Here is a 25,527-nt window from a genome sequence, read left to right as displayed (position 1 = left end):
GGTGCGGTGGGTGACCTATCGAAGCGAGGACGGCGAACGGAGCGGGGTGCTGCACGGCGAGGTGATCCACGCCGCGGCGCCCGGCACGACGCTGCTGGAGTTGATCCGGCTCGGACCGGACGGTCTGCGGGAGGTCGGTGAGCGCGCGCTGGAAGCGCCGTCGGCGACGCCGCGACTCGACCAGGTGACGCTCATGGCGCCGATCCCGCGGCCCCCGTCGATCCGCGACAGCCTCTGCTTCTTGGACCACATGCGCAACTGCCGGGCCGCGACCGGCCGCAGCCGCGAACTCGAGGACGCCTGGTATCGGATACCTGCGTTCTACTTCGCGTGCCCGTCAACGGTTCTGGGGCCCTATGACGACGCGCCGACGGCGCCCGGCAGTGTCTGCCAGGATTTCGAACTGGAGGTCGCCGCGATCATGGGTCCGGCGGGGGCCGACCTGTCGGTGGCCGAAGCCGAGCAGGCCATCATCGGCTACACCATCTTCAACGACTGGTCGGCCCGCGATTTGCAAGCTGCCGAGGGCGTGCTGGCGATCGGGCAGGGCAAGGGCAAGGACAGCGGCGTCACCCTGGGGCCTTACCTGGTCACCCCCGACGAGCTCGAACCCTACCGCCGCAACGGCAAACTCAGCCTGCATGCCACCGCGATCGTCAACGATGTGATCATCGGCATCGGGTCCACCGAGGCCATGGACTGGAGCTTCGGCGAGATCATCAGCTACGCCTCACGCGGGGTGCCGCTGACGCCCGGCGACGTCTTCGGGTCCGGTACCGTCCCCACCTGCACGCTGCTCGAACACCTGGATCCCGCTCTGCCGCAACCGTTCCCGGGCTGGTTGCGCGACGGTGACGTGGTGACCCTACAGGTACAGGGTCTCGGCGAAGTGCGCCAGACCGTGCGCGCCAGCGCTCCGCCGCTGCCGCTGCCGGAGCGTCGCCGGCCCTAACCTGCCGCGGGCTTCACGGTCACGGTCACCGTCGACGCGCCGGCGTCCGAGTTGATGGTCAGCACCGGGGCGTTCGGGCCGGAGCTGACGTGTCCGCCGGTCACGTTAACGGTGTAGCCGTTCGGGTACTGGCTGGGTGGCACGGAGATGGTGGTCTGCGAGCCGGCGTCGAAGCTGCCGGAGCCGTCGGCCTGATCGGTGGAGTAGCTGAAGGTGAAGACGCCGTTGTCGAACGACCAGGAGGTCGGGGTGCCCGAGATCACCTGCGGATACGGCTGGGCCAGCAGGTCGAGTTTGTCCCAGTTGACGTTGTCGCCGACCGGGGGCTGGCCCGGGTTGTACACCAGCGCCTGATCCTCCGGCGAGATGCTGGTGATGTCCTTGCCGCTGTAGGCCCATTCGGACCAGCCGAACAGATACCGGTTGGAACCCTGCAGGCTCGCCTCGATCGCGCCGAGGTTGTTGGTGGCGCCGAACTCGCTGAGCCAACCCGGGATGTTGTGCTCCTGCATGTAGTCCTGCGCGTATCCGAACACGATGTCGGCGTTCCAGTCACAGCCGAAGCTGGTGCCCGGGAACAATGCAGTCGTGAGGCAGTAGTGGTGGAACGAGAAGGCCGAGTTGGGGTCGTCCACCGCGCCCAGGTACGTCGGCACCGGTGTGCTGCCGAAGAGAGCGTTCGGCTCGAAGAACACCGTCTTGTTCGGGTCCACGGAGCGGATGGCTGCGGTGATCTGGTCGTAGAACGGGGTCAGCTGCTGGGCGTCGAAGTACTGGTTGCCCAAAATGGTCCCCAGCCAGTGCGTGCCCGCCCACGGCTCATTCATGATGTCGTAGCCGGCCACGTTGGGATTGCCCTTGAAGTAGTCCGCGACGGCCTGCCACGACAGCGCGTAATGGTTCTGCAACCCGACCCCGTCGGGGGCTTTATCGTTGGCCCAGAACGCATCCCAAGCATGGTTCTGCGCGGGACTCAGGGGATATGTCGCCGGGAAACCCAGACCGAAGTGGGGTAGCCCGCCGTTGAAGGTGGCCCAGTCCGGAGCGCCCTCGCCGCCGAACTCCTCGTTGTAGAGGTCCTGGTGCATGTCGAGGATCGCCACGATGTTGTGCTTGGCCAGGATCTGCACGGTGTGCTCGATCGAGGCCAGATAGTCGTAGTCGATGACACCGGGCTGCGGCTCCACCCCCGCCCAGATGATCCCCAGGCGCACCGAGTTGAAGCCGTTGGCGGCCAGGAAGGCGGCGTCGTCCTCGCTGAAGCCATCGGACGACGGTGTATACGGCGGGATCTTGTAGACCTGGTTGAGTCCGTGCCAGATGACAACTTGTCCATCGGGATTGACAAGCCAGCCGTTGGAGACCTCCACCGGCGGCGCGACGGTTCCGGTGATGCCGCCCGGCAGGACGCCGAACCGGCCGACCGCCCCGTGGTCGCCGGCCCACAGGCCGGCGGTGCCGCCGACGCCCCCAAGGGCGGGCAGCCCTGCGGCGGTGGGGCCGTTGCCGGCGTCGCCGCCGTCGCCGCCGTTGCCTCACAGCCAGCCGCCGGCCCCGCCATCACCGCCGGCGGCCCCGGCCCCGCCGGTCCCGCCGTCACCGCCGTCGCCGAAGATCCCGGCGGCACCGCCGCTGCCGCCTGCCACACCGTCGGTGGTGCTGTTCCAGCCGGCGCCGCCGTCGCCGAACAGCCAGCCGCCGTCGCCGCCGTCGGGGTTGTCCTCGGTGCCTGCGGCGCCGTTGCCGATGACCGTCGAGCCGAACAGTGTGTTGATGACCCCGTTGACCTGGCTGCCCAGGTCGCTGTCGATCCACTTTTGGGTGGCGTCATGCAGCACGGCGTAGAAGTCGAAGCCCACCGCCGGTCCCGGTTCGGCCAGTGCGGCCAGCGCGGCATCCCAGTGCTCCGCCGACAGGAAGGACTCCCATACGGTCGCGTCGAATACGGCCTCGCCGTCGAATGCGCCCGCAGTGGTCACAAACGGGTCGAACAGCACGTCCATCATGTCGCCGAGGTCGGCCTGCGCCGGCGCGGCCGGGACGGTCAAGGCCAGCAACGCGGCGACCCCGACAACCTTGCTACCCACGACCTTGCTGCGGCGACGAGCCATCTCGGCAGACCCTTCCCAGGACGCGCGCTGTTTCTGAGGCGCGTCTGAGAAGGGTAGACGAGTTACTTATCGCGCGGAAGGGTCCGCGGTAAAACGTGCCGGTTCAAGCCAATCAACACTGGGTCGAGGCGCGGATCCATTCGCGACGGGCGTCGCTTTGACCTGCGCCACACGCCGCGGCGGCGCGCAGCAGTTGAACCGCCCGCTGCTCGTCGCGGTGACCGCCGCGCGGCTGGGCATGCAGGCAGGGCTGCGTGTTCATGTTCAATACCTCCTGCAGGTCACGTATGGAGAACTGCAGTACGCGACTGCCCGGGGTCGGTCAGTGCACACAGCTAGTCAACGACGCTGCCGCGTAAATATTTCCGAGCGGCAGAGTGAGGCTGCGCACGGCGAGCGCCGTAGTGTGATCGCCGTCACCCAGCCTTGGCGATCACGTGCTCGGCGAACCGTTCCAGGTTGCGGATCTTGTCGTCCAGCGGCTCGGTGTCGGGGCCGACGATGTAGGGAATCCGGAAGCCCACGATCACGTCGGTCACCCCCTTGTCCTCCAGCCGCTTGATCCCGTCAAGGGTGAATCCGTCGGTAGAGATCACGTGGATCTCGAACGGGCCGGACCGACCTTCCTCCTCGCGCAGCTGCTTCAGCCGTGCGATCAGGCCGTCGAGCTCGTCCGGGTCGCCGCCGCCGTGCATCCAGCCGTCGTTGCGCGCGGCGCGACGCAGGGCGGCGTCGGCGTGGCCACCGATCAGGATCGGGATGGGCTTCGCCGGCGCCGGAGTCATCTTGGTCTTGGGTATGTCGTAGAACTCGCCGTGGAACTCGAAGTAGTCGCCGGTGGTGAGCCCGCGGATGACGTCGATGCATTCATCCATCCGCTTGCCGCGTCGGGCGAACGGCACCCCCATCAGCTCGTAGTCCTCCGGCCACGGACTGGTGCCGACACCAAGGCTCAGCCGGTCGCCGATCATCGCGGCCAGCGAACCGGCCTGCTTGGCCACCAACGCCGGCGGGCGGATCGGCAGCTTGACCACGAAGGGTGTGAACCGCAGCGTGCTGGTGACCGCGCCGAGCGCCGCGATCAGCACGAACGTCTCGATGAATGCCTTGCCGTCCAAAAACTCCCGGTTGCCGTCGGGGGTGTAGGGATACTTCGAGTCCGACTCGTACGGGTAGGCGATGCTGTCCGGGATCGACATGCTGTGGTAGCCGGCCGCCTCGGCGGCTTTGGCCAGCGGAATGTAATAGCTCGGGTCGGTCATCGCCTCGGCATAGGTGAACCGCACGTCGTCTCCTCTGTGGTCGCTGGACGTACTCTCCGAGGAGCTTAGACCCGAGGCGGCATCGCGATTTCGACGTCCTCCAATGGGAACGGGGGATATCCGCCGGCGCCGGACACCGTCAGCGTTCCCCACGGCGTCCGCTCGGCGACCCGCCCGTCCGCGGTGTGCTGACCGACCCGGATGCTGACCTTGGAGCCGGTCGCATTGGTTCCCGGCAGGTCGACGAAAAACGTGCCTTGCCAATGGTATTGGCCGTCAATGGGATCGAAGTGGCCCGCCAGTCGTACCCTGGTCGGGTAGTCCTGGCCGGTGTGGGTCAATATCGCCGGCCCGTCATAGACCTCGGTGTCGGTGCTCTCCGACCCGGTCAGATAGAACCGGGAGAGCCCGCGGGTCGCCAAATACCGGCGCACCCGCACCCGCGCGGGGCGGGCCTCGATGCGGCTGGCTCCACTGCGGCGCAGACCGTCGACGAGCCGGGCCACGTAGCGGGCCTGCCGGCGGGTGTGCGGGCCGGGGATCCGGAACCGGTTGGGCATGCCGTGGGCGGCGACGACGCCGTCCGGCGAAGCGGCGGCGTGGATGATCACCCGGGCGGTGAGCCGCTCACCGTCGGCGGCGATCACCGTCCAGGTGTCGCTGCCGCTGTCGAACCGGGTCGCCGCATCCGGGCCGACGACCCGGGCGGCGTCGAGCAGTCCGTGCAGGCGGGCCGGGTCGCCCAGCACGACCACCTCGCAGCTGTCGTTGTGGCTCACAGGAATCCGGCTCGCCGCCACATCCGCCGCGCCAGTCGGCCCATCAACCCGACCTCTTCGAAGAAGGCGGCCAATGGTGCGAACGACGAGCGGCAGGCGGCGTGGAAGTGCGGGTTGGCCCGGGCCACCCGGCGGGCTTCACGTCCGTCCAGGCCGACCCGGTTGTAGACGATCGGCAGGGTGAACAGGTGGTGGTAGAACGGCCCGCCGACACCCTGCAGGTTCGCCAGCATGGCACGGCGATAACGCGGCATCGCCGGGACGCTGCGCCGCAGGCCGTCCCGGGCGTACTGGATGTGGCGGGCTTCCTCGGTGACGTGGATGCGCATCACTCGCCGCACGAGCGGCTGTAGCTCCGGATCATCGAGGATCTGGCGTTGCAGCGCGTCGAAGATCTCCTCGCCGACCAGGGCCGCACCCCACAGGATGCTGCCGCGGAACAAGAACGGCAGCGAGTTGATGACGATGCGCTGATAGAGCTTCGGGCGCACCGGCACCCCACCGATCCGGTCGATGGTCTTGCCGAACATCAGCATGTGACGGGTCTCGTCGCCCAGCTCGGTCAACGAGTAATGCGTGGTGCGTGAAGTCGGGTTCTTGTGCATCATGTCGCGCAGCAGGGCCTGGTTGAGGATGTTCTCGAACCAGACGCCGGCCGAGAGCACGTTGACCAGCTCTTGGCGCGACATCTCGATCTGCTGCTCGCGGGTCATCGACTCCCACAGCTCGGTGCCGTAGAGGGTGCACATCCGCGGCGGCAAGAAGAACTTGTCCGGGTCGATCTCGGCGTCCCAGTCGATGTCGACGACGGGGGCGTAGGACTTCTTCACCGAACCCTTCAGCAGGCGCTCGGCGAACTCCTCGCGGGACGGGCCGCTGGGCCGCGTGACAGTGGTCATCGGGAATCCCTTCTCGATTTGGTCCCTAAAGGTAGGAGCCGCCACCAAAGATGTCAATACCGACGGTACCGGATACTTGCGGTCCGGGTGTGGCGGATTCCGCCCCATGCGCGGCTCAGCTAAATTTTGCTCAGCGGATTCACAAACAAGCGTTAACTTTGAGCTGCCGTCACGCGTAATCCCTGCCACAATTGTGGCCATGCGTGGAGGTCTGGCGGACCGAAAAGCGGAGAACGTCGCAGTGGCCGCCTTCCTCGAACGCGTCCTGGTCGAACCGGGAACGCTGGTGCTCGAAGGCGAGGCCGGGATCGGCAAGTCGACCCTGATGTGGGAGGCGGCAGAGGCTGCGGTCGCGGCCGGATACCTGGTGGCCTCGGCGGTGGGCGCTCCAACGGAGGTGCGCTACGCCTACGCGGCGGTCGCCGACCTGCTCGCCGGTATCGACGACAAGGTGCTCGCCGAGCTGCCCGGTCGGCAGCGTGCGGCATTGGATCGGGTCCTGTTGGGCGGTGGCGATGGGCCGGCCGGCGATGAGCGGCTGGTGGCCACCGCGTTCCTGGCGGCGATCCGCCGCATGAGTTCGGCTGCGCCGGTCTTGCTTTGCGTCGACGACGCCCAGTGGCTGGACATGTCGAGCCAAGCGGTGATCGGCTTCGCGGAACGCCGGTTCATCGGCCGGGTCGGTTTGTTGGTCACGGTCCGGACCGGTCCTCAGGGCGCCGCCGACCTGAGCTGGCTGAGCCCGGCCCGTCCCGGATCGTTGGCGCGGCTGCGTATCGGCCCGCTGACGTTGGGCGGTGTGCACGCTCTGATATCTGCACGGCTGGGGCGTACATTGCCGCGGCCGTCGATCACCCGGATTTACGAGATCTCCGGTGGTAACCCATTTTTCGCCCTCGAACTGGCGCGGTTCATCGCCGAGCAGCCAGATCGGTCCGCGGTCGAGCTCCCCGACGCCCTGGCCGCGCTGGTTCGGCACCACATCGGTTGCCTCGACGATGACGTCGCCGCGGTGCTGTTGGCCGCGGCGTGTGCTGCCGTGCCGACCGTCGAGCGGGTGAGTCAGGCCACCGGCATCGGTGCTGACCGCGTTGTCGAGCTGGCCGAATCGGAGCAGGCCAGCGGAGTGGTCGAACTGGACGGCAACCGAATTCGGTTTCGACATCCCCTTTTTGCCACCGGTGTCTACAGCGCCGCCGGGCCGTCGGTGCGTCGGTCCATGCACCGCCGGCTGGCCAACATCGCCGAAGAGCCCGAGCTGCGGGCGCGCCACTTGGCACTGGCGGCCACCATCGCCGATCCGGACACGGTGCGAGCTCTCGACGAGGCCGCCGCCGCCACCCGTTCGCGCGGGGCTCCGGCGGTGGCCGCTGAGTTGATCGAGTTGGCCATCAAGCTCGGTGGCGACACTCCGGTGCGCCGGATTCAGGCCGCTGAACAGCATTTCCGCGCCGGTGAGCTCGCCCGGGCGCGTGCTCACCTGGAATCGGCGTTGGGTGATTTGCCCTCGGCGAACCCGTTGCGCTGCATGGCGCTGATGGCTCTGGCCGCGGTCATCGGTTTTGACGAGAACTTGGTGGCGGCCGCCGATCTGCTGACGCAGGCCGTCGATGAAGCCGCCGATCATCCGGTGCTGCAGCTGCGGGCACGGCTGCTGCTGGTACCGCTGACTGGTCTGATCGGCGACATGAAGGGATCTGTTGCCCTGGCGAAAACCGCTGTCACACAGGCCGACCAACTGGATTCCGCAGCACTGCGCAGCCAGGCGCTGACAATCAAAGTGGTGGTCGGGACGATGTACGGACTCGGCGTGGACTGGCGGGCCCTTCAGTTGGCGCTCGACCTGGAGGACCAGGACGCTCGCGCGCCGGCCACATATCAAGCCAGCGCCGTCGCGCCGGTGATACGGGCCTGGAGCGGAGACCTGGTGGCGGCGCGGGACCAGTTGCGCGACGTCCACGAGCGTTTCTTGCTGCAGGGAACCGAGATCGACATCCTGTGGGCGGCCGACTTTGCCGCGATGATCGAGTTGTGGTCGGGGCACTTCGCAGCGGCGGCCGACATCGCCGCAGACTGCACGCAGCGTGCCGAGCAGCTGGGCGGTCAGACCCTGCTCATCCAAGCCTGGGGCACTCAGGCGGTGATCGCTGCCCACCGGGGCCGCGAAGCGGATACGCGCAACGCCGCATACGCAGTCTTCGAAGCGACGCGTGCCACCGGCGGGGTGCACCAGTTGGGTGCTGCGGCGACGGCTTTGGGGTTGCTGGAGGTGTCACTGAGCGACTACGCGGCTGCTATCGCGGTGCTCGAACCGCTGCTGGCTTCTTTCGATCCCGAGCACGGCACCGAGATCAGCGTCGGGTCCTACCTTCCCGACGCGGTGGAAGCACTGGCCGGGCTCGGTCGGCTCGACGAGGCTGAACCCTTGATCGCTGCGCTCGAACGCAACGGAGCGCGTCACGACCGGCCATGGATGCTGGCCGTAGGCGCCCGCGCGCGCAGCCACTGGCTGTCTGCGCGCGGTGAGCTCGGCGCCGCCGAAGAGGCCGCCGAAGAAGCGTTGCGACATCACGAACGGCTGCCGATGCCGTTTGAAAAGGCACGCACCCGGTTGTTACTGGGCCAGGTTCAGCGCCGGCGCCGCCACAAGCAGGCCGCCCAGGCCAGCCTGCGCGAAGCGGCGGAGACGTTCGAACGCCTCGGGGCGCCACTGTGGGAGCGACGCGCCCGCGCCGAGCTGGACCGGCTGTCCGCGACCACGCCGGGCGCCGAGCTGACCGCCGGTGAGCGACGAGTCGCCGAGCGCGCTGCGGCCGGATTGTCCAATAAGCAGATCGCCGCCGAGTTGTTCATCGCCCCCAAGACGGTGGAGATGACGTTGAGCAGCGTGTACCGCAAGCTGGGCATCCGCTCCCGTGCCGGGCTGTTCGCGGCGCTGAACTCCGGAGATGTCCAGGGAAAACCCTGATTCACTTTCGGCGCTGACTCACTAGCGTCGAGGGGGTGAGCGACAGCGGGCCGGCGCGCCAATGCTTCCTGGTCGAGTGGTATCAGCCCGACCTGATCGACGCGGCCGTGGACGCCGCCATCGATCGGCTCGTCGACGCCGCGGCCGCCGTGAACGCGCAGTTGCTCGTCACGCTGACCTCGCCCAGCGACGAAACCCTGTTCGGGGTGGTCGCGGCGGACTCCGTCGATGCCGTCGCGACGGCCTGCCGGCAAGCCGGCTGGCACATCGATCGGATAACGGCCGGGGTGCGGGCGCGCATCGGAGTCAGTGCGGACTAGCGGGCCGGACGAAAAGCCGGTTCTTCGTCGCACCGTGCGGCAAGATCTACCCATGGCAGCATTCCTGATCCGAGCCGCTCTGACCGGATTGGCGCTGTGGATCGTCACGCTGATCGTTGGCGGAATCCGCTTCGTCGGCGGTGACACCACGGCTCAGCGGATCGGCATCATCTTCGTCGTCGCGGTGATCTTCGGGCTGGTCAACGCCTTCATCAAACCGGTGGTGCAGTTGCTGTCGATCCCGCTCTACATCCTCACGCTGGGGCTGTTCCACATCGTGATCAACGCGTTCATGTTGTGGCTGACGGCGTGGATCACCGAGAACACCACGCATTGGGGGCTGCAAATCGACCACTTCTGGTGGACGGCGATCTGGGCGGCCATCGTGCTGTCGCTGGTGAGCTGGGTGCTGTCGCTGGTGCTGCGAGACGCCCGGCGGATCACCCGCTGACCGGGCAGACTCGAGTGCATGCCGGAACTGCCCGAAGTCGAAGCCCTCGCCGACCACCTGCGCAGGCATGCCGTGGGGTGCAGCATCGGCCGCGTCGACGTGGCGGCGTTCTCGGTGCTCAAGACCTTCGATCCGCCGATCGACGCGTTGCACGGCCAGACCGTCACCGGGGCGCGCCGCTGGGGTAAGTACCTCGGCCTGGAAGTCGGCGACCTGTTCCTGATCGCGCACCTGTCCCGGGCGGGCTGGCTGCGCTGGTCGGACAAGCTGGCGCTGGCGCCGCTGCGCCCCGGGAAAGGGCCGATCGCGCTGCGGGTGCACCTGGGCACGCCGGGGCAGGCGCCGGGGTTCGACCTCACCGAGGCAGGCACCCAGAAACGCCTGGCGGTCTGGCTGGTCGATGACCCGGACAAGGTTTCGGGCATCGCCGGTCTCGGTCCCGACGCGTTGGAGGTGACGGCCGACGAGTTGGGCGCGCTGCTGGCCGGCAACACCGGGCGGATCAAGACAGTCATCACCGACCAGAAGGTGCTCGCCGGTATCGGCAACGCCTACAGCGATGAAATCCTGCACACCGCACGTCTTTCGCCGTTCGCCACCGCCGCCAAGTTGTCCGAGGAACAGATCGCCGCCCTGCACCAGGCGATGCAAGCGGTTCTCGCCGACGCGGTGACCCGTTCCGTCGGCCAGCGGGCCGCCACGCTCAAGGGGGAGAAGCGCTCCGGGATGCGGGTGCACGCCCGGACCGGGTTGCCGTGTCCGGTCTGCGGCGAAACCGTTCGAGAAATATCGTTTACCGATAAGTCTTTTCAGTACTGCCCGACCTGTCAGACGGGCGGCAAAGTGCTGGCCGACCGACGGATGTCGCGGCTGCTCAAGTAGTTCGACCCCCGCGATTGTTTGACAACCGCGGTTCCGGGATACGCTGCCCGGGTGACCCGCCGCAGAATCCTCATCACCGGTGCCAGTTCAGGACTGGGTGCAGGTATGGCCCGCGCATTCGCCGCACGTGGCCGCGACCTGGCCCTGTGCGCCCGCCGGATCGATCGGCTTGAGGAACTGAGAGATGAACTGGGCCAGCAGTATCCCGGTGTCAAGGTCTCGGTGGCTGCCCTCGACGTCAACAACCATGATGAGGTGCCCAAGGTGTTCGCCCGGTTCGCGGATGAACTCGGCGGAATCGACCGGGTCATCGTCAACGCCGGGATCGGCAAGGGCGCCCCGCTGGGATCGGGCAAGCTGTGGGCCAACAAGGCGACCATCGAGACCAACCTCCTTGCCGCACTGGTACAGATCGAGACCGCGATCGAGATGTTCACCGCCGCCGGCGGCGGGCATCTGGTGCTGATCTCCTCGGTGCTGGGCAACAAGGGGGTGCCTGGTGTCAAGGCGGCCTACGCCGCCAGCAAGGCCGGGGTGTCATCACTGGGCGAGTCGCTGCGTGCCGAGTACTCGAGCGGCCCGATCAAGGTCACGGTGCTCGAACCGGGCTACATCGAATCGGAGATGACGGCCAAGTCAGCGTCAACGATGTTGCTGGCGGACAACGAAACCGGGGTCAAGGCGATGGTGCGCGCGATCGAACGCGAAACCGGCCGCGCGGTGGTGCCGCCGTGGCCGTGGGTTCCGCTGGTGTGGCTGCTGCGCCGGATGCCGGCGCGATTCACCAAACGCTTCGCCTGAGGCTCGCCGTCTCGGCGTGTCGCGTCGTCAGATTCTCAGTCGTGGGGTTGGTCAGCCGCGGCCCGGTCAGCCGGCTCGGCCGCGCTCCACTCGGTAGCGACGCACCAGTGCATCGGTGGAGCTGTCGGTCTGCGGCTGCGGGGAGGCGTCGTCGGTCAGCACCGGCAGCAGCGCCTTGGCCTGCGTCTTGCCCAACTCCACGCCCCACTGGTCGAAGGAGTCGATACCCCACACCACGCCCTCGGTGAACACCTGATGCTCGTAGAGCGCGATCAGCTGGCCCAGCACCGACGGCGTGAGCCGGGTGGCCAGAATCGAGGTGGTCGGCCGGTTACCCGGCATCACCTTGTGCGGCACCACATCTGCGGGAGTTCCCTCGGCGGCGATCTCTTCGGCGGTCTTGCCGAACGCCAACACCTGGGTCTGGGCGAAGAAGTTGCTCATCAACAGGTCGTGCATGCTGCCGGTGCCGTCGGCGGTGGGCAGGTCGTCGAGGGGTTGGGAGAAGCCGATGAAATCGGCCGGCACCAGCCGCGTGCCCTGGTGCAGCAGTTGATAGAACGCGTGCTGGCCGTTGGTTCCCGGCTCGCCCCAGAAGATTTCGCCGGTGTCGGTGACGACCGGGGTGCCGTCGGCGCGGGTCGACTTGCCGTTGGATTCCATGGTGAGCTGCTGCAGGTAGGCCGCGAACCGGTCCAGGTCGTTCGAGTAGGGCAGCACCGCCCGGGACTGGGCGCCGAAGAAGTTGGAGTACCACAACCCGATCAGACCGAGCAGTGCCGGCGCATTGGATTCCAGTGGCGCGGTGCGGAAATGCTCGTCGACGATGTGGAAGCCGGACAGGAATTCGGCGAAGCGCTCGCGGCCGATCACGGCCATCACCGACAGCCCGATCGCCGAGTCCACCGAGTACCGGCCACCGACCCAGTCCCAGAAGCCGAACATGTTCGCGGTGTCGATACCGAACTCCTCGACCAGCCGGGCATTGGTGGAGACCGCCACGAAATGCTTCGACACCGCGTCGTCGCCCAGCGCATCGGTCAGCCAGCGCCGGGCCGCGGTGGCGTTGGTCAGGGTCTCCAGCGTCGAGAACGTCTTGGAGGCCACGATGAAAAGCGTTGTGGCGGGGTCTAAGCCGGTCAGCTTCGCGGTCAGGTCAGCGGGATCGACGTTGGAGACGAACCGCGCCGAGATGCCGGCGTCGGCGTAATGGCGCAACGCCCGGTCGACCATTACCGGGCCCAGATCCGAGCCGCCGATACCGATGTTGACCACGGTCTCGATGCGTTTTCCGGTAGCGCCGGTCCAGTCCCCGCCGCGGAGCCGGTCGGTGAACTCGCCCATCGCGTCGAGCACGGCATGCACGTCCGCGACCACGTCCTGGCCATCGACATGCAGATCGGCGTCGCGCGGCAACCGCAACGCGGTGTGCAGCACCGCCCGGTCCTCCGACGTATTGATGTGCACCCCGGCGAACATCGCGTCGCGGCGCTCTTCCAGGCCGGCCGTCCGGGCCAGGTCGACCAGGAGGCTCACCGTCTCGCCGGTGATGCGGTGCTTGCTGTAGTCGATGTAGAGATCGCCGACGGCGATGGTGAACTTCTCGCCCCGGTCGGGATCGTCGGCGAACAACTGCCGCAGGTGGGTGTCGCCGATCCGCTGGTGATGGTTGCGCAACGCGTCCCAGGCCGCGGTGGCGGAGATGTCGGGGATGTTTGGAACGGAGCTCATCACACCGACAGTAGCGGTGACACCGCGTCGGGGCGTGGCCCTCAGTGACCGAGCCGGCCGCGGCCCATTCGCAGCAGCAGCATCGCCAGATCCTTGCCGTCCTGGCCGAGCTCGCTGTAACGCTCGAGCACCTGCATCTCGCGACTGTGCACCAAGCGGGTGCCCCCGGACGCCATCCGGGCTTTACCGATCTGCTGGGACACCTCGGTACGGCGTTTCACCGCCGCCAGGATCTCGGCGTCGAGCCGGTCGATCTCCTGGCGCAGTTCGTCGATGTCCGGAAGCTGCTGAGTTTGGTTGGTCATGGGTTCGGACTCCAGATTCTCGCTGTTGGTGTGTTCTGGTCCCATCGGCGATCCGGCCTCACACAACAGACGAGCCCCGGGTCGGCGAAGCGGACCCCGGGGCTTGACGTTGCAGCTAAACCACGGGCACCGCTGACCGGTACCCGTAGAAAAATCGTTGCTGCATGTCGAGCACGAACCGAGTCTGCCACTAAGGGCCGTGCCAGCGCAAAGAGTGTCCCTGCCCGGCGGTACGTTGGGTTGCGTTATGACCGTGCATGCGACGCCAGAAATCGATCACCTCCTCGACGGGCTCAACCCCCAGCAACGCCGTGCCGTGCTGCACGAGGGTTCCCCGCTGCTGATCGTCGCCGGGGCCGGCTCGGGCAAGACCGCGGTGCTCACCCGGCGCATCGCCTACCTGCTGGCCGCCCGCGACGTCGGCGTGGGGCAGGTGCTGGCCATCACCTTCACCAACAAGGCCGCCGCCGAGATGCGGGAACGGGTGGTGGGGCTCGTCGGCCCGCGGGCGCGGGCGATGTGGGTGTCGACGTTTCACTCCACCTGCGTGCGGATCCTGCGCAACCAGGCGTCGGTGGTTCCCGGGCTGAACTCCAACTTCTCCATCTACGACGCCGACGACTCGCGCCGGCTGCTGTTGATGATCGGCCGCGACATGGGCCTGGACGTCAAGCGGCACTCGCCGCGGCTGCTTGCCAACGCCATCTCGAACCTGAAGAACGAGCTGATCGACCCCGACCGGGCGCTGGCCGACCTCACCGAGGACTCCGACGACCTGAGCCGGGTGGTGGCCGCGGTCTACGTCGAATACCAGTGTCGGCTGCGCTCGGCCAACGCGCTGGACTTCGACGACCTGATCGGCGAGACGGTCGCGATCCTGCAGGCGTTCCCGGAGATCGCCCAGCATTACCGGCGCCGGTTCCGGCACATCCTGGTCGACGAGTATCAGGACACCAACCATGCGCAATACGTGCTGGTGCGCGAGCTGGCCGGGCACGGCCAGGAATCGGGTGACATCTCGCCGGCGGAGCTGTGCGTGGTCGGTGACGCCGATCAGTCGATCTACGCCTTCCGCGGGGCCACCATCCGCAACATCGAGGACTTCGAACGCGACTACCCCGACGCCACGACGATGCTGCTGGAGCAGAACTACCGCTCCACGCAGAACATCCTGTCGGCGGCCAACGCGGTGATCGCCTGTAACTCCGGGCGCCGGGAGAAACGGCTGTGGACCGACGCGGGCGACGGCGAGCTGATCGTCGGCTACGTCGCCGACAACGAACACGACGAGGCGCGGTTCGTCGCGCAGGAGATCGAGGGGCTGTCGGACGCGGGGGAGCTCAACTACGGCGACATCGCGGTGTTCTACCGCACCAACAACTCGTCACGGTCGCTGGAAGAAGTGTTCATCCGGACCGGCATCCCGTACAAAGTCGTTGGCGGCGTGCGTTTTTACGAGCGCAAGGAGATCCGCGACATCATCGCCTACCTGCGGGTGCTGGACAACCCCGGTGATGCGGTCAGCCTGCGGCGCATCCTCAACACGCCGCGCCGCGGGATCGGGGACCGCGCCGAGGCGTGCGTGGCGGTGCACGCCGAGAACACCGGCACCGGCTTCGGCGCCGCACTACGTGCGGCCGCGGAGGGGCAGGTTCCGATGCTCAACACCCGGTCGCAGAATGCGATCGCCGGATTCGTCGCGATGCTCGATGAGCTTCGGGCACAACTGCACTCCGGCGACGACGACCTCGGCGGCATGGTCGAGCTGGTGCTGGATCGTACCGGCTACCGGGCCGAGCTGGAAGCCTCCACCGACCCGCAGGATCTCGCCCGGCTGGACAACATCAACGAACTGGTCAGCGTCGCACACGAATTCAGCATCGACCGGGCCAACGCGCTCGCCGAGCAGGACAGCCTGCCCGAGGAGGAGGACATCCCCGACGTCGGGGTGCTGGCGGCGTTTTTGGAGCGGGTCTCGCTGATCGCCGACACCGACGAGATTCCCGAACACGGCGCCGGCATGGTCACGCTGATGACGCTGCACACCGCCAAAGGTCTGGAGTTCCCGGCGGTGTTCGTCACCGGCTGGGAGGACGGCATGTTCCCGCACATGCGGTCGCTCGGCGATGCCCGCGAGCTGTCCGAGGAACGCCGGCTGGCATACGTCGGCCTCACCCGGGCGCGACAGCGGCTCTACCTGACCCGCGCGAAGGTGCGCTCGTCGTGGGGCCAGCCCATGCTGAACCCGGAATCGCGTTTCCTGCGGGAGATCCCGCAGCAGTTGATCGACTGGCGGCGTACCGATGCCGCTGCGTCGCCGAGTGCTCCGGTCAGCGGTGCCGGCCGGTTTGGGACGCCGCGGCCGGCGCCGAGCCGCTCCGGCAACCGGCCGCTGGTGGTGCTGGCGCCCGGAGACCGGGTTTCGCACGACAAGTACGGGCTGGGCCGGGTCGAAGAAGTGTCCGGCGTCGGGGAGTCGGCGATGTCGCTGATCGACTTCGGCAGTTCCGGGCGGGTCAAGCTGATGCACAACCACGCGCCGATCACCAAGCTTTAGCGCCGGGTCACCGCCACCGGGTCAGACGCCGAGCCAGCGCCGGGTGGCCGGGTGCAAGGCGAGCACGACGGTGACGGCCTGGATGATCGGTATGGCGTGCACGATCCACGGCACCCGGGCGCCCGCGAGGAACAGGCTGCCGAAAGTCAGCAGCGCAATCACGGCCCCGATCGCGATCAGGTAGCGGCCGAGCGGGCGCCGCAGCAGCAGCATGATCACGCCGGAAATCGACGTCACCGCGAACACCAGGCTCAAGAATCCGACCGCGACGCAGAACAGCCGGTCGGTGTGCCACCAACTGGCGATCAGATCGGTGGTCACCACCGAGGTGGCCCAGCATCCGATGATGGCGAACACGCAGGCGCTGATCGCCACCGCCGCCCGCGGCAGTGGGGTTCCCACCGGCTGGAGCGCTTCGGACGGCCGCATCGCCGGCGGTATCCGCCCGGTAACGACCGGTATGGCACCGGTCGGAGCCCGCCGAATGATGCGACTCGGTGTGCTGGCAGGGTTATCGCCGGAACGAGCCGCGCCGGTGGGCGGAGGGTGGCGGTCGGTCACCCAACCAGGTTAAGCGAAATTGATCCCGCGCTTGGCGAGCCAGGCGGTCGGGTCGATCCGGCTGGTGCCGTTCTGCAGCACCTCGAAGTGCAGGTGCGGGCCGGTGGAGTAGCCGCGGTTGCCCATCTCGGCGATCTGATCGCCGGCCATCACGCGCTCGCCGACGCTGACCAGCGACCGGTTGATGTGACCGTAGAGCGTCACGGTGCCGTCAGAATGACGCAGCTTGACCAACATGCCGTAGCCAGCGCTGGCACCGGACTCGATCACGACGCCGTCTGAGGCCGCCAGGATCGGGGTGCCGATGGCATTGGCGATGTCGATGCCGGCGTGCAGCACACCCCAGCGGTAGCCGAAGTTCGAGGTGAATGCGCCCTGGGTCGGCGCGACGAACAGCGGCCGCTGCAGCCGGGCCTCACGCTCGGCGCGCTCCTGCGCGTAGGCCACCCCCTTGGCCAGTTCCTCGTTGTGCACGACGACATTGGCCGCGGCCTTGACGGTGATCATCTGCATGCCGTGGCTGGAGGTGGTGGTGCCGTCGTTCAGCGTCGTCTTGCTGGCAGCCAGCACGGCGGGCCGCGAGACCGTCTCGTCCGACTGGTGGGTGGCGGCGTGCGCGGCGGCGGCTGCCGCTCCGGCGGCCATGGCGGCGATCATCACGCGGCTCTTGACCGCACTGGTGGGCTGGCTACGGTGTCGTCCGCCACGAGCGGGCCGGACCGGCAGGTCGGCTGCGCTGCGCGGACCGTAGAGGTACTCGTCGGGGTAGCCGCCACGAGGGAAGGCCAGCTGCAGGACCGGCATGTTGTCGGTGTCGGTCAGATCATCCAGCTCCGGGGCCAGCAGCACCTCGGATGCGTCGTCGAAGGCATCGCCGCTGAAAGTGGCGTCGTCGAGCCGTCCGAACTCGTTGAACGGGATGATGTCGGTGACCTCGGTGGGGCCGGGAACCGAAGACCGGGCCGCAGTGCCGTTCCTATGGCGGCGGGGGGCTCCACCGGGAATCGGGCGCAAGGGTGGTCCGTGCTGCATCAGCCTGGAAGATCCTCTGGTCGTGATCAGAACGTTATAAAGACCTGGACTTGGGAACGGTAACCAGTTCCGCGCCGCCTAGGCAAGCTATCGGTCAAATACGGCCTGGAATGTGAAACGAATCACGTTATTTCCGGCGGTGAGATCTACCACAGCGGTGGTAGGGGAGTTCGGAACGTCGCCATCGTGTCGATACAGTGCCTCCGGGGCGAAATCCTCCTCAATCCGACACCGCCGGCGCGCCGGCACCCATATAAGACAGTGAGCCCATGGATCTATTCGAGTATCAGGCGAAGGAACTGTTCGCTAAGCACAACGTACCGACCACGCCGGGCCGGGTAACCACCTCGGCCGAGGACGCCAAGGCCATCGCCACCGAGATCGGTCGGCCCGTCATGGTGAAGGCCCAGGTCAAGGTCGGTGGCCGCGGCAAGGCCGGTGGTGTCAAGTACGCCGCCACCCCGGAAGACGCGTTCAGCCACGCGCAGAACATCCTCGGTCTGGACATCAAGGGCCACGTCGTCAAGAAACTGCTGGTGGCCGAGGCGAGCGACATCGCCGAGGAGTACTACATCTCGTTCCTGCTCGACCGCTCCAACCGCACGTACCTGGCCATGTGTTCGGTCGAGGGCGGCATGGAGATCGAAGAGGTCGCCGCGACCAAGCCCGAGCGGCTGGCCAAGGTCCCCGTCAACGCGGTCAAGGGCGTCGACCTGGCGTTCGCTCGCTCGATTGCCGAGCAGGGCCACCTGCCCGCCGAGGTGCTCGACGCCGCCGCGGTGACCATCCAGAAGCTGTGGGAGGTCTTCGTCGCCGAAGACGCCACGCTCGTCGAGGTCAACCCGCTGGTGCGCACCCCTGATAACCAGATCCTGGCGCTGGACGGCAAGGTCACCCTCGATGGCAACGCCGAGTTCCGCCAGCCCGGCCACGCCGAGTTCGCCGACATCGAGGCGACCGACCCGCTGGAGCTCAAGGCCAAGGAGAACGACCTCAACTACGTCAAGCTCGACGGCCAGGTCGGCATTATCGGCAACGGCGCCGGCCTGGTCATGTCCACGCTGGACGTCACCGCCTACGCCGGTGAGAAGCACGGCGGCGTCAAGCCGGCCAACTTCCTCGACATCGGCGGCGGCGCCTCCGCGGAGGTGATGGCCGCCGGCCTGGATGTGATCCTGGGCGACAAGCAGGTCAAGAGCGTGTTCGTCAACGTGTTCGGTGGCATCACCGCCTGCGATGCGGTGGCAAACGGCATCGTGTCGGCGCTGAAGATCCTCGGCGACGCGGCCACCAAGCCGCTGGTGGTCCGGCTCGACGGCAACAATGTCGAGGAGGGCCGGCAGATCCTGGCCGACGCCAACCACCCGCTGGTGACGCTCGTCGACACCATGGACGAGGCCGCCGACAAGGCCGCTGAGCTCGCGTACGCCGGAAAGGACGCATAAGCATGTCGATCTTCGTCAACAAGGACAGCAAGGTCATCGTCCAGGGCATCACCGGCAGCGAGGCCACCGTCCACACCGCCCGGATGCTGCGGGCCGGCACCCAGATCGTCGGCGGGGTCAACGCCCGCAAGGCCGGCACCACCGTCACGCACGAGGACAAGGGCGGCCGGATGATCAAGCTGCCGGTGTTCGGCGGCGTGGCCGAGGCCATGGAGAAGACCGGCGCCGACGTGTCCATCGCGTTCGTACCGCCGAAGTTCTCCAAGGACGCCATGATCGAGGCGATCGACGCCGAGATCCCGCTGTTGGTCGTCATCACCGAGGGCATCCCGGTGCAGGACAGCGCCTACGCGTGGGCGTACAACGTGGACAACGGTGAGAAGACCCGGATCATCGGGCCGAACTGTCCCGGCATCATCACCCCGGGTGAGTGCCTGGTGGGCATCACCCCGGCCAACATCAGCGGCGCCGGTCCGATCGGCCTGGTGTCGAAGTCCGGCACGCTGACCTACCAGATGATGTACGAGCTGCGGGACTTCGGGTTCACCACCGCGATCGGTATCGGCGGTGACCCGGTGATCGGCACCACCCACATCGACGCCATCGAGGCGTTCGAGAAGGACCCCGCCACCAAGGTCATCGTGATGATCGGCGAGATCGGCGGCGACGCCGAGGAGCGCGCGGCCGACTACATCAAGGCCAATGTCACCAAGCCGGTCGTCGGCTATGTCGCCGGCTTCACCGCGCCGGAGGGCAAGACCATGGGCCACGCCGGTGCCATCGTGTCCGGTTCGTCGGGCACCGCCGCCGCCAAGCAGGAGGCGCTGGAGGCCGCCGGTGTGAAGGTCGGCAAGACCCCGTCGGCAACCGCGGCGCTGGCTCGGGAGATCCTGCAAAGCCTGTAGCCGTTTCTTTGGCGCGAGCAGACGTGAACGCACCCAAATCCGTGCTAATCCGGGGGCGTTCACGTCTGCTCGCCGTAGACGAGGTGAGCACATGAGCATCGATCCGCGCACCCCCGTCGTCGTCGGCGTGGGCCAGTCCACCGAACGCATCGATGACACCGACTACCGCGCCATGTCGCCGGTGGAGTTGGCCGCTGCCGCCGCGCAGGCCGCGCTGGTCGATTCGGGTGTCGAGCCCTCGCGTGTGGCGCAAGCCATCGACACGGTGGTGGCCACCCGGCAGTTCGAGAATTCGATCCCGAACGCTCCTGCGCCACTGGGCAAGTCGAACAATTTCCCGCGCTCGGTGGCCCGGCTGATCGGAGCGGATCCGGCTCGGGCGGTGCTGGACAAGGTGGGCGGTCAGGGGCCGCAGAAGCTGCTCAGCGAGTTCGCCGCCGCGATCGCCGCGGGCACCACCGACGCGGTGCTGCTGTGCGGATCGGATGCGACCTCGACGCTGCGGCACTTCGCCAAATCCTCGGAGGCCGAGAGCAAACCGGATTTCAGCGAGACCATCGACGGTCAGCTCGAAGACCGGGGTTACGGCCTCGAAGAGTTCGTCGAGCACTACACCGTCATCCACGGGCTCACCGGTGCACCGGTGCAGTACGGGTTGCTGGAGAACGCCCGGCGTGCCCGGCTGGGCATGGGCACGGCCGACTATCTGCAGGCCATGGGGGAGCTGTTCGCCCCGATGTCCAAGATCGCCGCGAAGAACCCGTTCTCGGCCTCGCCGGTGGAACGCTCGGTCGATGAGCTGACCACCATCAGCACCACCAACCGGATGATCTGCGACCCCTACCCGCGGCTGCTGGTGGCGCGCGACCAGGTCAACCAGGGTGCTGCGGCGCTGCTGATGTCGGTGGAGGCAGCCCGGCGCCTGGGTGTGCCCGAAGACCGCTGGGTGTATCTGCACGGCCACGCCGATATGCGTTCCCAGCGCCTGCTGGAACGCACCGACCTGGGTGCCTACCCGGCCGCCGTGGCGGCCACCACCGCGGCGCTCGCGATGGCCGGCATCGGCTTCGACGACATCATGGCGATGGATCTCTACAGCTGCTTTCCGGTTCCGGTGTTCACCATCTGCGACGCCTTCGGTCTCGCCGGTGACGACCCCCGCGGATTGACGCTGACCGGCGGGCTGCCGTTCTTCGGTGGCGCCGGCAACAACTACTCGATGCACGCCATCGCCGAGGCGGTCGCGGTAGCCCGAAGCGCCCCGGGGCAATTCGCGTTCGTCGGCGCCAACGGCGGCATGATGAGCAAGTATTCGGCCGGCGTGTACTCAACTGCCCCGGCGCCGTGGACACCAGATCGCAGCGCCGAACCGCAGGCCGAGCTCGACGCCGCGCCCAAGGTGGCAGTCACCGAGCGGGCCGAAGGTCCGGCGACGATCGAGACCTACAGCGTCCGCTACGACTGGGAGACCCGGACCGGCATCATCATCGGCCGGCTCGACACCGACGGCAGCCGGTTTCTGGCGACCACCGAGGACGACGATCTGGTGGCGCTGCTCTCCGACGGCGAGCCGCTGGGAACGCCCATCACGGTGCGCGCCCTGGACTACGGCAACCGCTGCTCGTTGCGGTGAGATTTTCTCGCCGAACAGCTAGGAACTGAGCCCGAGCTTGCCGGCCAGGCGCTCGACGTAAGCAGCCACCTCGGCTTCGGACTTGTCCGGGAGTCCGAACAGCACCTCGGTGACCCCGATTTCGGCCCAGCGCGCGATCTTCTCGGGCACCGGCTTGAAGTCCAGCGCGACGATCTGCGGTGCGCCCTCGCGGCCAGCGCCCGCCCAGACGTCCTGCAGCAGCTTCACCGGTTCGTCGATGTCGAAGTCGCGCGGCGTGGTGATCCAGCCGTCGGCGCTGCGGGCGATCCACTTGAAGTTCTTCTCGGTGCCGGCCGCACCCACCAGCACCGGAATGTGCGCCTGAACCGGCTTGGGCCACGCCCAGCTGGGACCGAAGTTGACGAACTCGCCCTCGAAGGAGGCTTCCTCTTCGGTCCACAGCGCGCGCATCGCCTCCAGATACTCGCGCAACATGGTGCGTCGGCGTCCCGGCGGCACCCCGTGATCAGCTAGTTCGTCGGTGTTCCAGCCGAACCCGACTCCCAGGCTGACCCGTCCACCGGAAAGGTGATCGAGCGTGGCGATCGATTTCGCCAGGGTGATCGGGTCATGCTCGACGGGCAGCGCCACCGCGGTGGACAACCGCACTCGCGACGTCACCGCACACGCGGTTCCCAGGCTCACCCAGGGATCCAGGGTGCGCATATAGCGGTCATCGGGCAGTGACTCGTCGCCGGTGGTCGGATGGGCGGCCTGGCGCTTGACCGGAATATGGGTGTGTTCGGGCACGTAAAACGTGGTGAAGCCATGGTCATCGGCGAGTTTGGCGGCCGCCGCCGGGGTGATTCCACGGTCACTGGTGAACAGCACAAGCCCGTAATCCATGTCCGTGATTAGAACGTGTTCTTGTTCTGGGGGCAACCGCGGGTCCCCTTACCGCGCGGTTATCGCGCGGTGCTGACCCACCGGGCACAGCCGCAAGTGCGCTAGCGTGGATGATCGAACCGCGCCGCCCCGCCGCACCGGCCCACAAGCACAGGAGAGGTCATGACCTACTCGCCCGGGAATCCCGGTTTCCAGCCTGCCCAGCCGCCCGGCTCCTACGGACAGTCGCCCCCGTCGTTCGCCAAGTCCGGCGGCGACACCGAGAGCAAGTTGCCGCTGTACCTGCAGATCGCCGTGGTGGTGTTGGGTTTCGGTGTATACCTAGGGAATTTCGGTCCGATCGTGACCGTCACCGATGGTGAATTCCCGTTGATCCTCGGCGACGCCGGTCATACGGTTCCGCTGGCGCTGCTGGCGGCGCTGTTGGCAGGGGCCGGCCTGCTGCCCAAGACGAAGGTCTATACCGCTGTGGTCGCCGCGATCGCCACGCTGGCAGCGTTGCTGGCGATTGCGACCATCGCCGAGGCGGGCGAGAACTACGAGATCGGCTGGGGACTCTGGCTGGTGTTGACCTTCAGCGTCCTGCAGGCCGTCGCCGCCGTCGGATCGCTGTTGCTCGAGGCCGGCGTCGTCACCGCTCCGGCTCCGCGCCCCAAGTACGACCCCTACGCGCAATACGGGCTGCCGCCGGGCGGCAACTACTACGGCCAGCAGGGTTACGGACACCAGGGTTCGCAGCAGTCCGGCTACCCGTCGTACGGCAACTACCCGTCCGCGCCGTCCAGCGGAGGCTTCGGCGCCCAGTCGGCACCGCCGACCGGCGGATTCAATTCCGGCCCCCAGCAGGCGCAGTCGGCTCAGCAGGGCCCGCCCACGCCGCCGACCGGCTTCCCCAGCTTCAGCCCACCGCCGAGCGGTGGTTCGGGCGGTTCCTCGACGGGCGGCCAGGGCTCCGCGACGGGCGGCCAGAGCGGATCCGGGCAGGATCAGGGCTCGACCGGTGGCCAGCAGTCGCAGGGCGGCTCCGCCCCGTCGGGGCCGGCGCAGTCCTGACGCGCGCCGGCGCGCCGAGTCGATCGTGCTCGCAGCGTGACACCGGTGGCAGGCGGTAAACCAGCCTCGAACCCGACCCGCGACCTGGTGCGGGTTGCGTTCGGTCCCTCCGTCGTGGCGTTGACGGTCATCGCAGCGGTGACGCTACTGCAGTTGCTGATCGCCAACAGCGACATGACCGGGGCATCCGGCGCCATAGCCAGCATGTGGCTGGGGGTGCATCAGGTGCCGATCTCGATCGATGGTCGGGAACTGGGCGTGTTGCCGCTGCTGCCGGTGCTGCTGATGGTGGCCGGCACCGCGCGGACCACCGCGCAGGCCACCTCCGAGGGCGCCTCCTGGTTCGTTGTCCGCTGGATCGTGGCATCGGCATTGGGCGGCCCACTGTTGATCGCGGCGATCTCGTTGGCGGTCATCCACGATGCCGCGTCGGTCATCACCGAGTTGCAGACCCCGCAGGCGCTGAACGCCTTCACGCACGTGTTGGTGGTCCATGCGATCGGCGCCGCGATCGGGGTGGGATCGCGGATGGGCCGGCGGGTGCTGGCCGAGACGCCGCTGCCGAGCTGGCTGGTCGACTCACTGCGGGCCGCCGCCGCCGGCATGCTGGCGTTGTTCGGGCTGGCCGGCGCCGTCACGGTCATCTCGCTGGTCGTGCACTGGGGAACCATGCACGAGCTCTACGCGATCACCGATTCGTTGTTCGGGCAGCTCAGCCTCACCCTGCTGGCGTTGCTGTACGTGCCCAATGTCGTGGTCGGCGCCGCAGCGATGGCGGTTGGATCGAGCGCGCACATCGGGCCGGCGTTATTCAGCGCGTTCACCGTGCTCGGCGGCGACATCCCGGCGGTGCCGATCCTGGCTGCGGCGCCGACCCCGCCGCTGGGTCCGGTCTGGGTGGCGCTGCTGATCATCGGCGCCGCCTCGGGTGTCGCGGTCGGCCAGCAGTGTGCGCGCCGGGCGCTGCCGTTGCTTCCCGCCTTGGCCAAGGTCGTGAGCGCCGCGTTCATCGCCGCGGTGGCGATGGCGCTGCTCGGGTTCGCCGGCGGGGGCCGGTTGGGCAACTTCGGCGACGTCGGGGTGGATCAGGCCACCTTCGGGCCGGCGGTGTTCGGCTGGTTCGCCGCGATCGGTGCGCTGACCGTCGTGATGATCGGCGGGGTCGCGCGAGGCACGGCCGGGACGCCCCCGATGTCGCCGACGGCTCCGCGCCGCGCCGCAGACGCCGACAGCCTCCCGCAACCGGATTCGGAACCCGAATCGGCGCCGGAGCCGGCCCCGGCCCAGGTCGAGTTCGTCGATCCCGAGGAAACCGACCGGCTGTTCGAGCCCGACGAGCTGTTCGAGCCCGACGAGGTGGCCGGCGGCGCCGAGCTGAGCTGGACGCCCGAGCCCGATGCGCCGCGGCAATTCGAATCGCAGACGCCGACCGAGCCGCCCGGGCCGCTGGAAGATCCCGAAGACCTGATGTTCACCGACGACGACGGATTCGACACCAGAAATTGAGGACTTCGGTCCCTTATATCCGGGCCGGCAGCCTGGTCGCATAGGGACATGGCCCATGCCGTGAGCGCAGCCGACGTCGGTGTCCGGAATCTGCACAGCCTGGCGCGCGCACGCGCCGAGCTGCTGACGCGGCTGGTGCTGCCGCCCGGGCACGACCCGATCCTCGATGTCATAGCGATGATCTGGCTGGATGGCGCCGCGGCCGGTTTTCAGATGGTCGAGCACCCGGCGCCGGCCGGGCTGACCACGCCGTTGGCCGGCGCGCTGTACGACAGGCTGGCGGGAGCCGAGCTGTGCAGCGAATACGAGGAATTCCCGGAGCTGGACGACTCGGATTTCCAGGACCTGGCGTGCGGACGGGTGGAGAAGATCAGCCACGGCATCCACCCGGCCGGGCATCCCGACGTGATCTGGGACAAGGTGGAGATCTGGACCGACGGGGTGGCCGCCGCCCTCAGGATCACCCGGGACGAAGCCCGGCAACAGGCCTGATTGTCCGGTCGGCCT

General features: G+C 67.7%; 23 protein-coding genes and 1 pseudogene. 13 read left to right on the top strand and 11 right to left on the bottom strand.

Features of this window, described 5'->3' with window-relative positions; genetic code table 11:
• Window position 1 precedes the first annotated feature (1 nt).
• A pseudogene (locus DQP56_RS02270) lies at window positions 2–949 on the top strand (fumarylacetoacetate hydrolase family protein); the annotation flags it as partial.
• On the opposite strand, the gene DQP56_RS02265 reads toward DQP56_RS02270, so the two are convergent.
• From DQP56_RS02265 to DQP56_RS02250, 6 genes are all read right to left on the bottom strand, one after another.
• Complete coding sequence (locus DQP56_RS02265; RefSeq protein ID WP_286167693.1) at window positions 949–2,322, bottom strand: cellulase family glycosylhydrolase; 1,374 nt, start codon at window positions 2,320–2,322, stop codon at window positions 949–951. The pseudogene DQP56_RS02270 and the gene DQP56_RS02265 sit on opposite strands and share 1 nt — an antisense overlap.
• A 165-nt stretch (window positions 2,323–2,487) precedes the next feature.
• Window positions 2,488–3,039 (bottom strand): PGRS repeat-containing protein, encoded by a 552-nt coding sequence (locus DQP56_RS25535; RefSeq protein WP_286167692.1) that lies wholly within the window; start codon window positions 3,037–3,039, stop codon window positions 2,488–2,490.
• 136 nt (window positions 3,040–3,175) lie between these two features.
• Window positions 3,176–3,325: a hypothetical protein gene (locus DQP56_RS24595; protein ID WP_165824871.1), complete on the bottom strand. Its 150-nt coding sequence runs from the start codon at window positions 3,323–3,325 to the stop codon at window positions 3,176–3,178.
• A 154-nt stretch (window positions 3,326–3,479) separates the two neighbouring features.
• Window positions 3,480–4,349: a TIGR03619 family F420-dependent LLM class oxidoreductase gene (locus DQP56_RS02260; protein ID WP_112683385.1), complete on the bottom strand. Its 870-nt coding sequence runs from the start codon at window positions 4,347–4,349 to the stop codon at window positions 3,480–3,482.
• Between the two features lie 41 nt (window positions 4,350–4,390).
• Window positions 4,391–5,104 (bottom strand): DUF4873 domain-containing protein, encoded by a 714-nt coding sequence (locus tag DQP56_RS02255; RefSeq protein WP_112683384.1) that lies wholly within the window; start codon window positions 5,102–5,104, stop codon window positions 4,391–4,393.
• Window positions 5,101–6,003, bottom strand: coding sequence for an AurF N-oxygenase family protein (locus DQP56_RS02250; RefSeq protein ID WP_112683383.1), 903 nt, complete (start codon window positions 6,001–6,003; stop codon window positions 5,101–5,103). Before DQP56_RS02250 ends, DQP56_RS02255 begins: the two co-directional genes overlap by 4 nt.
• Window positions 6,004–6,202: 199 nt before the next feature.
• Between DQP56_RS02250 and DQP56_RS02245 the strand changes: the two genes are divergently transcribed.
• The 5 genes from DQP56_RS02245 to DQP56_RS02225 are packed head-to-tail and all read left to right on the top strand — an operon-like array spanning window position 6,203 to window position 11,425.
• The gene (locus tag DQP56_RS02245) at window positions 6,203–8,971 is read left to right on the top strand and encodes an AAA family ATPase (protein WP_165824869.1); all 2,769 of its coding nucleotides are present in this window, start codon (window positions 6,203–6,205) and stop codon (window positions 8,969–8,971) included.
• A 35-nt stretch (window positions 8,972–9,006) separates the two neighbouring features.
• On the top strand, window positions 9,007–9,291 hold the full coding sequence (locus tag DQP56_RS02240) for a hypothetical protein (RefSeq protein ID WP_112683381.1): 285 nt from the start codon (window positions 9,007–9,009) through the stop codon (window positions 9,289–9,291).
• Between the two features lie 52 nt (window positions 9,292–9,343).
• Complete coding sequence (locus tag DQP56_RS02235) at window positions 9,344–9,742, top strand: phage holin family protein (RefSeq protein ID WP_112683380.1); 399 nt, start codon at window positions 9,344–9,346, stop codon at window positions 9,740–9,742.
• Between the two features lie 18 nt (window positions 9,743–9,760).
• A complete protein-coding gene (locus tag DQP56_RS02230; protein WP_112683379.1) occupies window positions 9,761–10,624 on the top strand; it encodes an Fpg/Nei family DNA glycosylase in 864 nt (287 codons plus the stop codon).
• Between the two features lie 51 nt (window positions 10,625–10,675).
• On the top strand, window positions 10,676–11,425 hold the full coding sequence (locus DQP56_RS02225) for an SDR family oxidoreductase (RefSeq protein WP_112683378.1): 750 nt from the start codon (window positions 10,676–10,678) through the stop codon (window positions 11,423–11,425).
• A 66-nt stretch (window positions 11,426–11,491) separates the two neighbouring features.
• On the opposite strand, the gene pgi is transcribed toward DQP56_RS02225, so the two are convergent.
• Both pgi and DQP56_RS02215 read right to left on the bottom strand, forming a co-directional pair.
• Window positions 11,492–13,156, bottom strand: coding sequence for a glucose-6-phosphate isomerase (gene pgi / locus DQP56_RS02220; RefSeq protein ID WP_112683377.1), 1,665 nt, complete (start codon window positions 13,154–13,156; stop codon window positions 11,492–11,494).
• A gap of 41 nt (window positions 13,157–13,197) precedes the next feature.
• Window positions 13,198–13,506: a chorismate mutase gene (locus DQP56_RS02215; RefSeq protein ID WP_112683376.1), complete on the bottom strand. Its 309-nt coding sequence runs from the start codon at window positions 13,504–13,506 to the stop codon at window positions 13,198–13,200.
• Between the two features lie 202 nt (window positions 13,507–13,708).
• Here DQP56_RS02215 and pcrA point away from each other — a divergent pair, with 202 nt between their 5' ends.
• Window positions 13,709–16,018, top strand: coding sequence for a DNA helicase PcrA (gene pcrA, locus DQP56_RS02210; protein WP_112683375.1), 2,310 nt, complete (start codon window positions 13,709–13,711; stop codon window positions 16,016–16,018).
• 21 nt (window positions 16,019–16,039) lie between these two features.
• Here pcrA and DQP56_RS02205 read toward each other — a convergent pair whose 3' ends face one another.
• Together DQP56_RS02205 and DQP56_RS02200 are read right to left on the bottom strand one after the other, a co-directional pair.
• Window positions 16,040–16,579: a hypothetical protein gene (locus tag DQP56_RS02205; RefSeq protein ID WP_165824867.1), complete on the bottom strand. Its 540-nt coding sequence runs from the start codon at window positions 16,577–16,579 to the stop codon at window positions 16,040–16,042.
• A gap of 9 nt (window positions 16,580–16,588) precedes the next feature.
• Window positions 16,589–17,611 (bottom strand): M23 family metallopeptidase, encoded by a 1,023-nt coding sequence (locus DQP56_RS02200; protein ID WP_234825467.1) that lies wholly within the window; start codon window positions 17,609–17,611, stop codon window positions 16,589–16,591.
• A 269-nt stretch (window positions 17,612–17,880) separates the two neighbouring features.
• Between DQP56_RS02200 and sucC the strand changes: the two genes are divergently transcribed.
• From sucC to DQP56_RS02185, 3 genes are all read left to right on the top strand, one after another.
• Window positions 17,881–19,056 (top strand): ADP-forming succinate--CoA ligase subunit beta, encoded by a 1,176-nt coding sequence (gene sucC, locus DQP56_RS02195; RefSeq protein ID WP_112683373.1) that lies wholly within the window; start codon window positions 17,881–17,883, stop codon window positions 19,054–19,056.
• A gap of 2 nt (window positions 19,057–19,058) precedes the next feature.
• Window positions 19,059–19,961, top strand: a complete 903-nt coding sequence (gene sucD / locus DQP56_RS02190; RefSeq protein WP_112683372.1) for a succinate--CoA ligase subunit alpha — start codon at window positions 19,059–19,061, stop codon at window positions 19,959–19,961.
• 91 nt (window positions 19,962–20,052) lie between these two features.
• The gene (locus DQP56_RS02185) at window positions 20,053–21,594 is read left to right on the top strand and encodes an acetyl-CoA acetyltransferase (RefSeq protein WP_112683371.1); all 1,542 of its coding nucleotides are present in this window, start codon (window positions 20,053–20,055) and stop codon (window positions 21,592–21,594) included.
• Between the two features lie 18 nt (window positions 21,595–21,612).
• Here DQP56_RS02185 and DQP56_RS02180 read toward each other — a convergent pair whose 3' ends face one another.
• Entirely contained in the window at window positions 21,613–22,461 is an 849-nt protein-coding gene (locus DQP56_RS02180; protein ID WP_112683370.1) for an LLM class F420-dependent oxidoreductase, read from the bottom strand.
• A 162-nt stretch (window positions 22,462–22,623) separates the two neighbouring features.
• Here DQP56_RS02180 and DQP56_RS02175 point away from each other — a divergent pair, with 162 nt between their 5' ends.
• From DQP56_RS02175 to DQP56_RS02165, 3 genes are read left to right on the top strand one after another with little or no spacing between them, the layout of a single operon-like run.
• On the top strand, window positions 22,624–23,514 hold the full coding sequence (locus DQP56_RS02175) for a DUF5336 domain-containing protein (protein WP_112683369.1): 891 nt from the start codon (window positions 22,624–22,626) through the stop codon (window positions 23,512–23,514).
• A 45-nt stretch (window positions 23,515–23,559) separates the two neighbouring features.
• On the top strand, window positions 23,560–25,020 hold the full coding sequence (locus tag DQP56_RS02170) for a cell division protein PerM (protein ID WP_112683459.1): 1,461 nt from the start codon (window positions 23,560–23,562) through the stop codon (window positions 25,018–25,020).
• A gap of 48 nt (window positions 25,021–25,068) precedes the next feature.
• Window positions 25,069–25,512 carry a hypothetical protein gene (locus DQP56_RS02165; RefSeq protein WP_112683368.1) on the top strand — a complete coding sequence of 148 codons (444 nt, stop codon included), beginning with the start codon at window positions 25,069–25,071 and terminating at the stop codon, window positions 25,510–25,512.
• Window positions 25,513–25,527 lie beyond the last annotated feature (15 nt).

Origin of the sequence: Mycolicibacter senuensis, from assembly GCF_003284925.1 — a bacterium.
In the GTDB taxonomy this organism is placed as follows: domain Bacteria; phylum Actinomycetota; class Actinomycetes; order Mycobacteriales; family Mycobacteriaceae; genus Mycobacterium; species Mycobacterium algericum_A.
The sequence above is the reverse complement of the archived record's forward strand: the minus strand, read 5'-3'. Positions and strand labels throughout refer to the sequence as shown.

What these genes read in the sequence shown, in the direction of transcription:
- DQP56_RS02175 (WP_112683369.1), top strand. Translation starts at nt 22,624, where the DNA reads ATGACCTACTCGCCCGGGAATCCCGGTTTCCAGCCTGCCCAGCCGCCC.
- DQP56_RS02180 (WP_112683370.1), bottom strand. Translation starts at nt 22,461, where the DNA reads ATGGATTACGGGCTTGTGCTGTTCACCAGTGACCGTGGAATCACCCCG.
- DQP56_RS02185 (WP_112683371.1), top strand. Translation starts at nt 20,053, where the DNA reads ATGAGCATCGATCCGCGCACCCCCGTCGTCGTCGGCGTGGGCCAGTCC.
- sucC (WP_112683373.1), top strand. Translation starts at nt 17,881, where the DNA reads ATGGATCTATTCGAGTATCAGGCGAAGGAACTGTTCGCTAAGCACAAC.
- DQP56_RS02215 (WP_112683376.1), bottom strand. Translation starts at nt 13,506, where the DNA reads ATGGGACCAGAACACACCAACAGCGAGAATCTGGAGTCCGAACCCATG.
- DQP56_RS02250 (WP_112683383.1), bottom strand. Translation starts at nt 6,003, where the DNA reads ATGACCACTGTCACGCGGCCCAGCGGCCCGTCCCGCGAGGAGTTCGCC.
- DQP56_RS02200 (WP_234825467.1), bottom strand. Translation starts at nt 17,611, where the DNA reads ATGCAGCACGGACCACCCTTGCGCCCGATTCCCGGTGGAGCCCCCCGC.
- DQP56_RS02230 (WP_112683379.1), top strand. Translation starts at nt 9,761, where the DNA reads ATGCCGGAACTGCCCGAAGTCGAAGCCCTCGCCGACCACCTGCGCAGG.
- sucD (WP_112683372.1), top strand. Translation starts at nt 19,059, where the DNA reads ATGTCGATCTTCGTCAACAAGGACAGCAAGGTCATCGTCCAGGGCATC.
- DQP56_RS02165 (WP_112683368.1), top strand. Translation starts at nt 25,069, where the DNA reads ATGGCCCATGCCGTGAGCGCAGCCGACGTCGGTGTCCGGAATCTGCAC.
- pcrA (WP_112683375.1), top strand. Translation starts at nt 13,709, where the DNA reads ATGACCGTGCATGCGACGCCAGAAATCGATCACCTCCTCGACGGGCTC.
- DQP56_RS02245 (WP_165824869.1), top strand. Translation starts at nt 6,203, where the DNA reads ATGCGTGGAGGTCTGGCGGACCGAAAAGCGGAGAACGTCGCAGTGGCC.
- DQP56_RS02235 (WP_112683380.1), top strand. Translation starts at nt 9,344, where the DNA reads ATGGCAGCATTCCTGATCCGAGCCGCTCTGACCGGATTGGCGCTGTGG.
- pgi (WP_112683377.1), bottom strand. Translation starts at nt 13,156, where the DNA reads ATGAGCTCCGTTCCAAACATCCCCGACATCTCCGCCACCGCGGCCTGG.
- DQP56_RS24595 (WP_165824871.1), bottom strand. Translation starts at nt 3,325, where the DNA reads ATGAACACGCAGCCCTGCCTGCATGCCCAGCCGCGCGGCGGTCACCGC.